Consider the following 13,420-nt stretch of genomic DNA (forward strand, 5'->3'; position numbering starts at 1 on the left):
CGAGTGCGGCCGCGCGGCACCGGGGTTCACTTCATCGGCTAGCCGACACCGAGGTAGGCCGACTTCACCGCCGGGTCGGTCAGCAGTTCGCTGCCCGATCCGGTCTTGGTGACCTCACCGGTCTCCATGATGTAGGCGCGATCGCTGCGCGAGAGCGCCTGCTGCGCGTTCTGCTCGACCAGCAGCACCGTGGTGCCCTGCTTGTTGATCTCGGAGATGATCCGGAAGATCTGCTGAATGATCATGGGCGCCAAGCCCATCGACGGTTCATCCAGCAGCAGCAGCCGTGGCCGGGCCATCAGCGAACGGCCGATGGCCAGCATCTGCTGCTCGCCGCCGGAGAGCGTGCCGCCGACCTGCTTGCGCCGCTCCAGCATGCGCGGGAACAACTCGAACACCCACTCGAGCGTCTTGTCGTATTCCGCCTTCTGCTTGAACGGCCTTCCGTAGCAACCCATGTCGAGGTTCTCCTGCACCGTCATGCCGGGGAACACGCCCCGGCCCTCCGGTGCCTGAATCAACCCGAGACCCACCCGCTCGTGCGCTTTCATATGGGTGATGTCGCGGCCCTCGAACAGGACCCGCCCCTTGGTCAGGGGCAGCAGTCCGGACAGCGCCCGCATGGTGGTGGTCTTGCCCGCACCGTTCGCGCCGAGCAACGTCACCAGCTCGCCCGGCGCCACCTTCAGCGAAATCCCGTGCAGCGCCTGGATTCTGCCGTAGTTGACGACCATGTCGTCGACCTCGAGCAAGGCGTCGGAGCCGTTGCGCCGCACCGGTTCTGTCTGCGATGTCATCGCTGCTCCTACCCGTTCGTCCCGTGTGCGCTTGCCGCCTCCGCGTCGGTGCCGTCGTCGGGCACCCCGAGGTAGGCGGCGATCACCGCGGGATCCTCCCGGATGGTGGCGGGCAGTCCGTCGGCGATCTTGCGGCCGAACTCCAGCACCACGATCCGGTCGGTCACGCCCATCACCAGGCGCATGTCGTGCTCGATCAGCAACACGGTGAACCCGTCGTCGCGGATCTTGCGGATCAGATCCATCAGTGCCGACTTCTCGCTCGGATTGAACCCGGCGGCGGGCTCGTCCAGGCAGAGCAGTTTCGGCTCGGTGGCCAGCGCCCTGGCGATCTCCAGCCGACGCTGGTCGCCGTAGGAGAGGTTGCGCGCCTTCTCCACCGCCCGCGGTGCGATGCCGACGAATTCGAGCAGCGCCATGCCCCGCTCGATCGCGTCGTGCTCCTCCCGGCGATGCCGGGCGGTGCGGAAGATGGCGCCGGGCACCGAGGTCTTGTGCCTGGCGTCGGTGCCGACCACCACGTTCTCCAGCGCCGTCATCTCGCCGAAGAGCCGGATGTTCTGGAAGGTGCGCGCGATACCGAGCCGGGTGATGGCGTTGCGCTTGGTCTTGGTCAGCGGCGCGCCGTCGAAGTAGACGGTGCCCGACGCCGGCCGATAGACGCCGGTGATCGCGTTGAAGCAGGTGGTCTTGCCCGCGCCGTTCGGCCCGATGAGCCCGAGGATCTCGCCGCGGCGGATCTCGAAGCTCACCGCGTCCAGCGCGGTCAGGCCGCCGAACTTCACGGTCAGGTCCTCGGTGCGCAACAGCGGCGCACCGACGGCCGTCTCGATCTCGCGATGCGAGGCGACGGCCTCCGCGACCGCCTCCGCGTCGGCCAGGTCCGGGTTCACCGCGGTCAGATCGACCACGCCGGCACTGGGTTCGGTCTCGGGCTCGGCCGCGTACCCCGCGGCCATGTCCTCGTTGTCGAACAGTGCGCCGCCTGCGCTCGGCCCGGTCATCGGGTCCCTCCGATCGCCTCGTCGCCGAACGGCCTGCGCACCGCCTGATACACCTGCCGCCCGTAGGCGAGCAGCTTTTGCCGGACCGGGAACAGGCCCTGCGGTTTGAAGATCATGACCACCATCAGCGTGATACCGAAGAACAGGTACTTGTAGTCACCGAGCGACTGCGCGCCCGGCTTCTGGAAGACCAGCACGTTGTTGAGCACGACGAACATCACGATCACCGCGACCGCACCACCGGCCAGATAGCCCAACCGGATCGGCCGCTCCTGATCCCGAGCCCACCTGCGCCACATGATGATCAAACCGACCACCAGCGCGATGGTGAAGATCAGCGCCACCCAGCCGAGGGCGGACTGACCGACCGCCTGCACCGAGAGCAGCCGGTTCGGCAGATACACGATGACGAACGCGCCCACGATCACGCCGAGCTTGTTGCCCTGCCCGCCGATGACAACCGCGCACAGGAACAGCACGGAGTTGATGATGTTGAACCCGGTCGGGTTGATGAATTGCACCTGCCCCGCGTACAACGCACCGGACAACCCGCCCACCGCGGCACCGATCATGAAAGCCCACAGCTTGAACTTGAACGTGGGCACGCCCATGATCTCGGCCGCGTCCTCGTCCTCCCGGATCGCGACCCAGGCGCGGCCGACCCGGCTGCGCTCGAGGTTGCCGACGATCAGCAGAATCATGATCACCAGCACCATGCCGACCCAGAACCACCAGACGCCGGCATTGGCCCGATCCAACAGGTTCGAGGACTCCGAATCACCGACGTTGCCCGCCGAGAAGTAGCCGTTGGGTTTGTCCTCGGACACCCCGACGGACGGGTAGGCGATACCGGAGAGGCCCAGGCTGCCGTTGGTCAGATCGCCGAGATTGTCGGCGAGCAGCCGGACGATCTCGCCGAAGCCCAGCGTGACGATCGCGAGATAGTCACCGCGCAACCGCAACGTCGGCGTGCCCAGAATCAACCCGGACACCGCGGTGACGGCCACGGCCAGCGGTACACAGGCCAGCCAGGCCCATTTGCTGCCGAGCCAGCCGCCGTCGGTCTGATTCCACGGACTGTTCGGACTCGTGAGCAGACCGACGGTGTACGCACCGACCGCATAGAAGCCGACATACCCCAGGTCGAGCAAACCGGCTTGGCCGACAACGACATTCAGCCCGATCGCGATCAGCGCGTACATCGCGAACTGCGCCATCACACCGCCGAAACTGGTGCCCGGCGTATCGATGAACGGCGGCGGGAACAGCGGAAGCAGCGCCAGCGCGATGATCGCGGGCACCCCGACCGCCCACTGGGCAGGTCGGGACAGCCCGCTCCACCAGCCGCGCAGGGCATCACCGACACCGTGCCGTGGCTGTTCCGGCTTGGCCGGAGGGACAACAGGTTTCGTGGTTACCTCACTCATGCGCGTGCCTTCCCGAGGCTCTCACCGAGAATGCCGGTCGGTCGAATCATCAACACCGCGATCAGCACCACGAACGCGACCACGTCACGCCATTCCGTGCCGAACAGGATCTGGCCATAGTTCTCGGCCAGACCGAGCAGCAAACCACCGAGCAACGCGCCCCGCAGATTGCCGATGCCGCCGAGCACCGCGGCGCTGAACGCCTTGATGCCGAGGATGAAACCGCCCGAATAGATGATGCCGTTCGGAATCTTGAGTGCGTACAACAGCGCCGCCGCACCGGCGAGCACACCGCCGATGAGGAAGGTGAGCATGATGATCCGTTCCCGCGAAACACCCATCAGCGTTGCGGTATCCGGATCCTGCGCCACGGCCCGAATGCCACGGCCGAACTTGGTCTGATTGATCAGCAGTTCGGTGGCGATCGCCAGGATCACCGCGGCGACGATGATCACGATCGTCACGTTGGTGATGTCCGCGCCGCCGAAACTGAACTGCTTCGTCGGCTCCACCAGCATGATCGGCTTCTGTGCGTTGGAACCGCCCAGGCTCGGCCAGATCTTCGGCAGCACGAAGTGCACGATCTCCTGGAGCACGAAAGACGCGCCGATAGCGGTGATGAGGAAGATCAGGGGTTTGGCCCCGCGCCGGCGCAACGGCCGATAGGCGATGCGCTCGAGCCCGACTGCGGCGGCGCCGGACACCGCCATGCCGAAGATCATCGCAAGCGCCAGATAGGTGATGGTGAGGATGATGCCCTGCGAATAGACATCACCACTCGGCGAGAAGCCCAGCAACATCAGCCCGATGTACTGGCCGAACAAGCCGAGCATGAATATTTCCGAATGGGCAAAATTGATCAGCCGCAGTACGCCGTAGACCAGGGTGTAGCCCACAGCAACCAGTGCATAGATAGCACCGTAGGACAATCCGTCGACGGTCAGTCGCCAGAAATCGTCGATCACTCCCTCATAGTTGAAGTCGATCGAGCCGCCGACGAGTTGTACTGCGTCGGCTAATGCAGTGGAAGTCATTCGTAATTCGCCCTCATTCATTCGCCCTTCACGAAACAGCAGCACGTAACGGGATTCGCGCGAACCCCGTTACGTGCTGCGCGACTCGTGGGTCGGGTTACTTGACCGTGTAGATCCAGATGAGCGCGTTGCTCAGCTCGCCGTTGGCGCTCCACTTGTACTGACGGGCCAGGCCGGCGCCGTCATAGGAACGCACGTACTCCAGGATGTCGGGGCGGGTCACCTTGCCCGCGCCGATCGCCTTGGTCAGGATCGTGGCCAGGTCATAGGCCTCGACAGAGTAGACACCCGAGGGCTGCTTGTTGAACGCCTGGTAGTCCTTCTCGAACTTCTCCGGAGCCGGACCACACGGGCAGGTCAGCGTCGCGCCCTTGGCCGCGCTGCCCGCCTGGGACAGGAACTGCGGATCGTTGGTGCCGTCCGGCGCCACGAAGACACCCTTGAAGCCACCCGACTTCAGCTGCTGGGCCAGCGGCGCACCCTCGGCGTAGTAACCGGCGTAGAAGACCGCGTCCGCGTTCGCGCCCGCGATCTTGGTGACCGTCGCGGAGAAGTCCTTGTCACCGGTCTTGATGCTGGACGCGCAGCTCGCGTCGGCGGCGGCACCGAGACCCTCGGTGATGCTCTTGGCCAGACCGGTGCCGTAGTCGCTGTTGTCCTGGACCACGCAGATCTTCTTGTAGCCCGCGGTGCCGGTCAGGTACTTCGCCACCGACGGACCCTGCACATCGTCATTGGCCAGGCCACGGAAGAAGCTGGTCCAGCCGTTCGCCGTGAGCGTCGCGTTGGTCGCCGACGAGGTCAGCGACGCCAGGCCGGCATCGCTGAGGATCTTGCCGGTCGCCTTCGTCTCACCGGAGAACGTCGGACCCAGCAGCGCCACGATCGACTTGTCGTTGACGATCTGCGGGATCACCTGGGTGGCCTTCTGCGGGTCACCCTCGGTGTCGAACGACTTCAACGTGATCTGGCAGCCGGGGTTGGCCTTGTTGTGCTGATCGAGCGCCAACTTCGCACCCATATCGATGTTGATCCCGAGAGCAGCGTTCGGACCCGTCAACGCGCCGGCAAAGGCGATGTTGGTCGGCGCGCACGTCGCCTTGCCGTCACCGGCCGGATCGGCGGCCTTCGCCGGATCGACCTTCGCGACCTCTTTGCCGTTGGTGTCCACCTGAACGACCGGCGTGATCTTCAGGCTGGACGCCCCACTGGTACCGGACGCATCCGTACCGGTGCTGGTCGATTTGTCACTACAACCGGTCAGCACCAGCGCGGCAGCTGCACCGATTGCCAAAACACCTCGCGTCGTACGACTGTGCCATGTCGAACTAAGCACGTTTCACCTCTAAGTCCTGTGCTCCCTCGGGATCACCGAGGGGGCCGACCACGTCAGCCCGGTCAGAACATAGCGTTGGTGCGTTAGTTCTGCATCACATTCGGATCATGAATCCGACATCGTGTCGAATTCTTGTTCACGATCCTGTTTCACGTGAGTAAAATTTCCTTCTAATCAGCGCAGGCGGGCACAGTCCGTCAGCACGGCGTGCATAGGTCAGCGGTCCGCTCACCGGACCACCCCTGTCACTTCGGCGCCAGGTTCTCCAGCACGACCTCCGCGACGGCCTTCATCGTCGTCCGGCGATCCATCGCGGTCCGCTGAATCCACTTGAACGCCTGCGGCTCGGACAGCCCCTGCGTCTGCATCAGCACGCCCTTCGCCCGCTCCACCAGCTTGCGCGTCTCCAACCGGTCCGACAGATTCGCGACCTCGCCCTCCAGCGCGGTGATCTCATGGAACCGGCTCGCCGCCAACTCGATCGCCGGCACCAGATCCGACTTCGTGAACGGCTTCACCAGATACGCCATCGCCCCCGCGTCACGTGCCCGCTCGACCAGATCCCGCTGACTGAACGCCGTCAAAATCACCACCGGCGCAACACGTTTCGACGCGATCTCGGCCGCCGCATCGATACCGTCCCGGCGCGGCATCTTCACATCCATGATCACCAGATCCGGCCGGTGCTCCACCGCCAGATCCACCGCCTGCTGCCCGTCACCCGCCTCACCGACCACCAGATAGCCCTCTTCGGTCAGCATCTCGACCAGGTCCATGCGGATGAGCGCCTCATCCTCCGCGACGACGACCCGCTTCGCCCCCGCGTCGCGCTTAGTGCCTGCGCCCCCTGCTGCTGTGCTCATAGGTAAGACCCCTCGTGGTTTCGATGCCTGTCCCCGACACGCCGCAGAGTGGACGCTGGTCCAACTTGCCGACCATCGACCTCACCACCGGTCGTCGAGTGATGTAAAGAGTACCTTTCACTTCGGCATAGAACGCATATACCCAGGGCAAACCGCCCGACCGCAGCCCCGCCACCAACCAGTTAGGTACCAGCCCCCTCCACCCGCTATCATTTCGTCCCGGTGCGCCGGGTTGGCGGAACTGGCAGACGCGACGGTCTCAAAAACCGTTGTCCGAAAGGACGTGTGGGTTCGAGTCCCACACTCGGCACTCGCTCTGGGCGACCCCTGTCCGCGGAAGGCGCGGGCCGGGGTCGCTCGTCATTTCACCGGGGGTGCAACCCCCGGGCCCCGCTCGGCGGGGCTTCGCCCCCCGAACCCCCCTTGCCGTGGGCGCGTTGGGGTGTAGGGCGCGGGCGGGGGTTCTCGTTATTACCCTGGGGTGCACCCCCCTCGGGCCCGCTCGGCGGAACTTCGCCCCCGAATCCCCTTGCCGTGGGCGCGTTGGGGTGTCGTGCGCGGGCGGGGTTCTCGTTATTACCCCGGGTTACACCCCTCGGGCCCGCTCGGCGGAACTTCGCCCCCGAACCCCCCTTGCCGTGGGCGCGTTGGGGTGTCGTGCGCGGGCGGGGTTCTCGTTATTACCCCAGGTTGCACCCTCGGGCCCGCTCGGCGGGGCTTCGGCCCCGCGCCCCTTTGCCGTGGGCGCGTTGGGTGGGGAGGTTCAGGCGGGGGTTCCTCGTCATTGCGCCCGGCATGCAAACTCCGAGCTCTGTGGTGGGCATTTGATTGCTGTTGCGTCGAGTAGGGCACCCGGCTCGAAGTGGGCGAGGCCGTGCGGTGTTGCGGCTAAGCCCGTGAGCACCGTTGCCGCCGGTCAAGCAGGGTGCAATGAGTACGGGGGTTCTACTGCGTCCGGGCGGCGGACTCGCTTGGGTGGCGCTGCCTGACTACGGGGTTGCCAGGCAGCGGCTTCGCCCAGTGCGGCGGTGGCTCGATCGCCGTGGCCTGACGGTCAGCTCGCTTGGGGTCGGCTTGGCCTGCCGTCGGGCTCAGGCGGTCGGTGCGCTCGGCGAGGTAGTGGGGCCGCCTGATGGTGGGCTCGGCCCTGTGGCGGACCGGCCCTGTGGCGGGTCCTTTATATACAGGGGTGGCTAGGGGGTCGCCGGGGATGATTTTTGATCTTGGTGGGGCGGGGGCGTGTGGGGGCTCGGTTGCCGGGGGTGGGCGGTTAGGCTGCAGGCCTGCGGTGGGGGTCGGCCCTGCTTCCACGTGGACGCGTCGAGTGGGGTGGATTGGGCAATCTCGTTGGGGGCACACCGGATACAGTGGCGATTGCGGGAACGAAGGAGCGTGCAGCATGTCGGAAGCCAAGTTCGGTGTCGGGGATCGGGTTCGGCACGTCTCCCTCGGCAGGCACGGCGTCGTCGTCGAGGTCGACCTGCAATACACGCCCGCGCACGACGACAACGGGCTCACTCTCAACCCGGATGTGCGGTCCAGCCCCTGGTACCTGGTAACGATCGATGACGAACAAGGCGAACCGGTGGACACCTACCTCGCCGAAGGCCAACTCACCTCCGACAGCTGAACTCGCCTGGCGGCATCGACTCGCGATCGACGACGAGCAAGACGCACCGCTGGACACCTACCGCACCGAGGCCGGCCCACCCCTCCCGACAGCCGAGCTCCCCTGGCGGCATCGAGTCGCGATCAACAAGACGCACCGGTAGACACCTACCTCCACCGCTGGGCTCGCATGCGGCATCGGACAACGGCTCGCCTCGAAGTGCAAACGCAACCGAGTGGCGGGGTCCGGAGTGCCTCGAAGTCCTCACATCGAGCTGGTCAACTGATCACCAGGTGATGATGGCGGCATCGGCCGAGAGGCTCCCGCCACCATTACCTGGTGATCATTTGTCCAGTCCCGAATCGTCGCCCGACCGAAGTCAGGCCAGGCACCAGGCCTGCTGACGACAGTGGCGCACAGCACGTGACAAGCAGCATGCGGAGCCGAGGCCGAAAGGTCTACTCGCGCTTGGCTTCCAGGGCGTCGAGGATGAGGTCGAGGCCGTAGGTGAATTCGGCGGTGTGGTCGTAGCCGGGGCGCAGGGCGTGGTCGACGATCATCTCGCGCAGGTGCGGCAGGTCGTCGGGTAGGTGGTCGAGGATGCCGCCTGCGACGGTTTCGACATCGCCAGGGGTCGCTGCGGGGAGGTTTGCCTCCTGGAGGACATAGCCGCCGATGTAGCTGTCGATCAGGGAGACCGCGTGTGCGGCGGTCGGGAGGGTGAATCCGGCGTTGCGCAGTACGCCGAGGACGGCGTCGTGGTGGCGCAAGGTGGCGGGGCCGGGGTTGCGGCGGGAGTCCAGGAGGCCTAGGGCCCAGCGGTGTTGCGACAGGACCCGGCGGGCGGAGTATGCGCGCGTGCGCAGGGCGTCGCGCCAGTCCGGCTGCGCGGTATCCGGCAGGTCGATCGCGGCGAACACGGTGTCGACCACGCCGTCGAGGATGGCGTCCTTGTTGGGCACGTGATGGTAGAGCGACATCGCCTCGACGCCCAGTTCCTGCGCCACTCGGCGCATGGTGATGGCTTCCGCCCCACCGCGATCGGCCACCTGGACCGCGGCCTCGAGGACGCGGTCTCTGCTGAGCGGTAGCGGCGGTCGGGACATGGCGGCTCCTCGAAACAGATGGTTGACAGCCTTACGTACGTAAGCCTACCTTACAACCGTAAGCCAGTCTTACGAGCGTAAGGCAGCAAGTGAAGGAGACTCCGATGCCGATGCCGAAATGGTGGGGACACGTGAACAAGCGGGTGTTCAATCCGCGCGCCCTCGCGGGCGGGAAGTGGCCGGTGCTGACCCACGTCGGACGCACCTCGGGCACGACCTACCGCACACCGCTGGACGCCCATCCGGTCGCGGGCGGCTACCTGTTCATCCTGGTCTACGGATCAGGCGCGGATTGGGTACAGAACATCCTGAAGTCCGGGCGCGCCGGGCTGCGGATCGATGGCCGGGACCTGCAACTCGGGAGTCCCCGCCTGATCGGGGAAGCCGAAGCGTTCCAAGCGCTTTCGAAGGAGGTGAGTCGCCCGCCGAAGCTGCTCCGCATCACCGAATTCCTCCGCATGGACCTGGTGACGAGCTGAGCGGCGGCAGCGCGCCCGCCCGCTCGACGCGACTCCCCCGCCCGACACGATTCGCCGAGTGACGTGACATGCAAGCGTTTACTTGCCTATAGTGAGGGTGTGAGCGAAGGTACCGACTCCGCCGAGGTGTTCAAGGCGCTGGCCGACCCCACGCGCCGAGTGATCCTCGACGAGCTCGCCGAGCGCGACGGTCAGACGTTGTTCGAGCTCTGCGGGCGGCTGACGATGCGACACGGGATGTCGTCGAGCAGGCAGGCGATTTCCCAGCATCTGGAGGTGCTCGCGGTCGCGGGGCTGGTGACCGCGAGCCGGGAGGGCCGGTACAAGTTCCACTATCTGAACCGAGAACCGCTGCGAAATCTCACCGATCGCTGGACGAAGGAGTAGGACATGCGCATCAACGTCACCAGTGTGTGGGTCGACGATCAGGCCAAGGCACTGCGCTTCTATACCGAGAAACTCGGCTTCGTGAAGAAGCAGGACGTGCCGGTCGGCGAGTACAGCTGGCTGACCGTCGTCTCCCCGCAGGCCCCCGACGGTGTCGAACTGCTGTTGGAGCCCGACGCCCATCCGGCGGCGCGCCCGTTCAAGAACGCGCTGGTCGAGGACGGTATCCCGTTCACCTCCTTCGCCGTCGACGACATCCACGCCGAGTACGAGCGGCTGCGCGGGCTCGGCGTGCGGTTCACCCAGGCGCCGCTGGACCACGGCACCGTCACCACCGCCGTCCTCGACGACACCTGCGGCAACCTCATCCAGATCGCCGAGCACAAGCCCGGGGCCTGAGCCAGCTCAGCCCCAAATGGCTTGGGCGAGTGCCGATCCGAGGAAGATCGCACCCAACCCGGTGATGATGCTGCCGACGATGTTGGCGACGGCCAAGAAACGGGCGTGATTGCGGGCCAGCTGGACCGACTCGAACGAGAAGGTCGAGTAGGTGGTCAGCGCACCACAGAAACCGGTGCCGACCAGCAGTTGCAGATGCGAGTCCGCCCGCGCCGTCGCGGTGAGGAAGCCGAGGATCAGGCAGCCGAGGGTGTTGACCGCGAGCGTGCCCCACGGGAAGAGGCTGTCGTGCCGGCGCTGCACGAACCGGTCGGCGAGATAGCGCACCGGTGCCCCGACCATCGCGGCGCCGACGACGAGGACCCAGTTCATTGCGCGTCCTCCGGCTCGCTGACCTGCACATCGAGCGTGACACGCCGCGCACCGAGGGCGATGAACCGCCTGGCGAGCCCGGCGGCGGTCCAGATCGCGACGAGGGCCGCCACCGGCGTGGCCACCAACACCGCCAAACCGACTGCCGGACTACCGGTTTGGATGAGGTGGTCGCTGTCGGCGGCGTAGGTGGAGAACGTGGTGTAGCCGCCGAGGAGGCCGGTCCCGACGAAGGGACGCAGCAGCGGGGGCGCGGTCCAGGCCTCGGTGATCAGCACCATGAAGATCCCCATGGCCGCGCACCCGGTGATGTTGACGATCATCGTGGTGACCGGGAATGCGCCCGGGGCGGTCGGCCAGATCAGGGCCGCGCCGTAGCGCAGCGCAGCGCCGAGCGCACCGCCGAGCGCGATAACCGCCAAGATCGGTGCCTGCGCGCCCACTCTGGCGCGTAGCGGTGCGGGGTCGAAGAGATCGGGATCGATATCGGTCTGCGTGCAGCCGGTACCCGTTGTCGTCATGCCGTGGCTCCCACTCGTGTAGCGCCCGCAGCGGGCGCGTGCCATCACAAGCAGGGACCGTTGTCGGCAACATCGCCGCGGTTCGGGTACGGCGGGCCCCACCGCCGCGCGACACCCCTCGACGAGCGATGCCGCAGCTCTTCCATGATAGTTCTCGCCCGAGTCCCGCCCGGAAGCCGGGGCAGCAATCTCGCGGCCAACCCCGCAACAGCGGCGAGAGCGCACGCGATGCGATGGCTCGCGGACAGATCGGCTGACAGTTGCCTCTAACACTGGTTCACAGGCGAAGCGCCCGAACACCGCGCGGCCACAGGCGACTCCCACCTATCGAATCAGCTTGGTGATCGGACGGCGGCTACCGAGCGCCGACCGCACGAGGCAACAACAATCGAAGCACGGGCAGTTGCGCCCGACGGGTCGCCCCGAACACCGCATCACAGGCGAAGCGCTCGAACACCGCGCCCGGACGAAACGTTGTTCGAGCACACCGCGACTTTCGAGGCGTTGCGCGGGCACCCCGCGCCGAACGAGGCATTGTTCGAGCACACCGCGACAGCTCAGGCGACCGCGGCTCGGGAGCGGGCGTAGGCCAGGACTTCGTCGGCGTGGTTCGAGGGGGCGAGGGCGCGCAACTGGTCGAGGGCGTCGTCGAGTTCCGGGGTGGGTCCGCGCTCGGCGAGCAAGACGGTGATCGCCTCCCAGGTCGCGACCTGCCGGTCGGGCTGGGCCAGTAGTTCGTCCAGGTAGCGGTCGGGCTCCAGGAGTTGGCGGGCGCGGCGGGCGTAGGCGTGCACGCGACGGGGTAGCTCGGCGCGGATGGCCTCGACATCACCGCTGTGCACCTGGCCCGGCTGGTCGGGTTCCGTGCGCAGCGACCACAACTCGGTCATGGATTCGGGCAGGCCGTCGGCGATCAGGTCGGGACCGGTGGCCGCCTCGAGCGGACTGGGTGCGCGGCCCACTTGCGCGGCGCGCCAATTGCCGAATTCCCACCATGCGGTCGGCGTGACCCGCAGGCTCAAACCGAAGCGCAGCACCTGCTGTCCGTCGGTCCAGGACCGCAACGCCCTGGTGCGGCCGACCACCGCCACACCGCCCTCCTCGACCCGCACCCAGCTGGGCTCGGAGCCCTCGAACCCGTACGGCTGCAAGAGCTTTCCGATATCGCGCAGCAGGCGGCGCAGTGCCGCGTCCGGTGTGGCCATCTCCGCAGATTAGCGGTGCGCACCGACAGGACCGGGTAACCGCCGACGCGCCACGCCGGGCCGCCAGGGCTTTCCGTGGACGCCGCGGACCGATCTGAACTGATCGCTCTTGCGTCTCGTATTCAACGCATAGGGTGATAGGAGGCCCGAGTCAGCGGAGGTTGCGATGCGGGTGCACAGGACGACGGTCGATCTGCGGGATTATCCGGATCTGGTGGTCATCTACCTGGGGATGCGGGTGCACAAGCCACGCGGGCTGCTGCGGCTGCTCGGGCTCGGCCCGAAACTGTATCGCTCGCACCAGGATCGGCCCGACGGGCTGCTGCTGCACGAAGACGTGATCTGGTCGCTGTTCCCGCCGCACTGGGGCGCGCGCCAGTACTGGCGCGATCTGGACAGCCTGGAGCGCTGGACCCGGTCCGACCCGCACCGCGAGTGGTGGCACCGATTCCTGCGCGACTCCGGCGGCGCGGGGTTCTGGCACGAGGCGTACTTCATGCGGGGCGGCATCGACGCGATGTACGACGATATGGCGCGCCCGACCGGGATGGCACGGTTCGCGCCGGTGGTCGACTCGCGCGGCCGGATGTTCAGCACCCGCGGCCGGGTGTACGACAAGCCCGCCAAGGTCGCGCCCGTGGTGGACGAGAAGACGCTCTACGGCAACGAATTCGACTAACGGTCACGCCGATCACGAGGCAATCACAACGATGTGTTTCGATACACTGCGGGTGGGGTAAGTGCAGGGGAACACAGTTGCCCATGATCATCCGATGAATGCGGCGCACATCTCGATCCGAGACTTTGTGCGGCGCAGTTCGTGTACGGCGCCCGACCTGCAGATGAACACTCGTCCAGGTAACCGAATTCGGCGGTTCTCG

15 protein-coding genes and 1 tRNA gene are annotated in these 13,420 nt (G+C 66.4%); 6 read left to right on the forward strand and 10 right to left on the reverse strand.

Annotated elements, in window-relative coordinates; all coding sequences use genetic code 11:
* Positions 1–38: 38 nt before the first annotated feature.
* From NVU01S_RS29885 to NVU01S_RS29910, 6 genes are all read right to left on the reverse strand, one after another.
* Positions 39–797: an ABC transporter ATP-binding protein gene (locus NVU01S_RS29885; protein ID WP_041562585.1), complete on the reverse strand. Its 759-nt coding sequence runs from the start codon at positions 795–797 to the stop codon at positions 39–41.
* 8 nt (positions 798–805) lie between these two features.
* Complete coding sequence (locus NVU01S_RS29890) at positions 806–1,801, reverse strand: ABC transporter ATP-binding protein (protein WP_043681982.1); 996 nt, start codon at positions 1,799–1,801, stop codon at positions 806–808.
* Positions 1,798–3,228, reverse strand: coding sequence for a branched-chain amino acid ABC transporter permease (locus NVU01S_RS29895; protein ID WP_043681985.1), 1,431 nt, complete (start codon positions 3,226–3,228; stop codon positions 1,798–1,800). The genes NVU01S_RS29890 and NVU01S_RS29895 overlap by 4 nt, the downstream gene beginning before the upstream one ends.
* Positions 3,225–4,262 (reverse strand): branched-chain amino acid ABC transporter permease, encoded by a 1,038-nt coding sequence (locus NVU01S_RS29900; protein ID WP_014983321.1) that lies wholly within the window; start codon positions 4,260–4,262, stop codon positions 3,225–3,227. Before NVU01S_RS29900 ends, NVU01S_RS29895 begins: the two co-directional genes overlap by 4 nt.
* A 97-nt stretch (positions 4,263–4,359) precedes the next feature.
* Positions 4,360–5,556 carry a branched-chain amino acid ABC transporter substrate-binding protein gene (locus NVU01S_RS29905; protein ID WP_043681988.1) on the reverse strand — a complete coding sequence of 399 codons (1,197 nt, stop codon included), beginning with the start codon at positions 5,554–5,556 and terminating at the stop codon, positions 4,360–4,362.
* 287 nt (positions 5,557–5,843) lie between these two features.
* Positions 5,844–6,461: an ANTAR domain-containing response regulator gene (locus NVU01S_RS29910; protein WP_014983319.1), complete on the reverse strand. Its 618-nt coding sequence runs from the start codon at positions 6,459–6,461 to the stop codon at positions 5,844–5,846.
* Positions 6,462–6,687: 226 nt separating this feature from the next.
* Between NVU01S_RS29910 and NVU01S_RS29915 the strand changes: the two genes are divergently transcribed.
* Together NVU01S_RS29915 and hspQ are read left to right on the forward strand one after the other, a co-directional pair.
* A tRNA-Leu gene (locus tag NVU01S_RS29915) sits at positions 6,688–6,771 on the forward strand.
* Between the two features lie 1,089 nt (positions 6,772–7,860).
* The gene (gene hspQ / locus NVU01S_RS29920; RefSeq protein WP_042256032.1) at positions 7,861–8,091 is read left to right on the forward strand and encodes a heat shock protein HspQ; all 231 of its coding nucleotides are present in this window, start codon (positions 7,861–7,863) and stop codon (positions 8,089–8,091) included.
* Positions 8,092–8,528: 437 nt separating this feature from the next.
* On the opposite strand, the gene NVU01S_RS29925 is transcribed toward hspQ, so the two are convergent.
* A complete protein-coding gene (locus NVU01S_RS29925; protein WP_043682653.1) occupies positions 8,529–9,176 on the reverse strand; it encodes a TetR/AcrR family transcriptional regulator in 648 nt (215 codons plus the stop codon).
* A gap of 104 nt (positions 9,177–9,280) precedes the next feature.
* Between NVU01S_RS29925 and NVU01S_RS29930 the strand changes: the two genes are divergently transcribed.
* From NVU01S_RS29930 to NVU01S_RS29940, 3 genes are all read left to right on the forward strand, one after another.
* On the forward strand, positions 9,281–9,655 hold the full coding sequence (locus NVU01S_RS29930; RefSeq protein ID WP_043682650.1) for a PNPOx family protein: 375 nt from the start codon (positions 9,281–9,283) through the stop codon (positions 9,653–9,655).
* A 99-nt stretch (positions 9,656–9,754) separates the two neighbouring features.
* Positions 9,755–10,042 carry an ArsR/SmtB family transcription factor gene (locus tag NVU01S_RS29935; protein ID WP_014983315.1) on the forward strand — a complete coding sequence of 96 codons (288 nt, stop codon included), beginning with the start codon at positions 9,755–9,757 and terminating at the stop codon, positions 10,040–10,042.
* Between the two features lie 3 nt (positions 10,043–10,045).
* Entirely contained in the window at positions 10,046–10,441 is a 396-nt protein-coding gene (locus NVU01S_RS29940; protein ID WP_029902444.1) for a VOC family protein, read from the forward strand.
* 6 nt (positions 10,442–10,447) lie between these two features.
* On the opposite strand, the gene crcB is transcribed toward NVU01S_RS29940, so the two are convergent.
* The 3 genes from crcB to NVU01S_RS29955 form a co-directional block, all read right to left on the reverse strand.
* Positions 10,448–10,813, reverse strand: coding sequence for a fluoride efflux transporter CrcB (gene crcB / locus NVU01S_RS29945; RefSeq protein ID WP_043682646.1), 366 nt, complete (start codon positions 10,811–10,813; stop codon positions 10,448–10,450).
* Positions 10,810–11,334, reverse strand: coding sequence for a fluoride efflux transporter FluC (locus NVU01S_RS29950; protein ID WP_043682643.1), 525 nt, complete (start codon positions 11,332–11,334; stop codon positions 10,810–10,812). The genes crcB and NVU01S_RS29950 overlap by 4 nt, the downstream gene beginning before the upstream one ends.
* Positions 11,335–11,891: 557 nt before the next feature.
* A complete protein-coding gene (locus tag NVU01S_RS29955; protein WP_043682641.1) occupies positions 11,892–12,539 on the reverse strand; it encodes a hypothetical protein in 648 nt (215 codons plus the stop codon).
* Positions 12,540–12,705: 166 nt separating this feature from the next.
* Between NVU01S_RS29955 and NVU01S_RS29960 the strand changes: the two genes are divergently transcribed.
* Positions 12,706–13,218 (forward strand): phenylacetaldoxime dehydratase family protein, encoded by a 513-nt coding sequence (locus NVU01S_RS29960; RefSeq protein WP_014983310.1) that lies wholly within the window; start codon positions 12,706–12,708, stop codon positions 13,216–13,218.
* Positions 13,219–13,420: the final 202 nt, after the last annotated feature.

This window comes from Nocardia vulneris, assembly GCF_001613425.1.
Lineage (GTDB): Bacteria > Actinomycetota > Actinomycetes > Mycobacteriales > Mycobacteriaceae > Nocardia > Nocardia vulneris.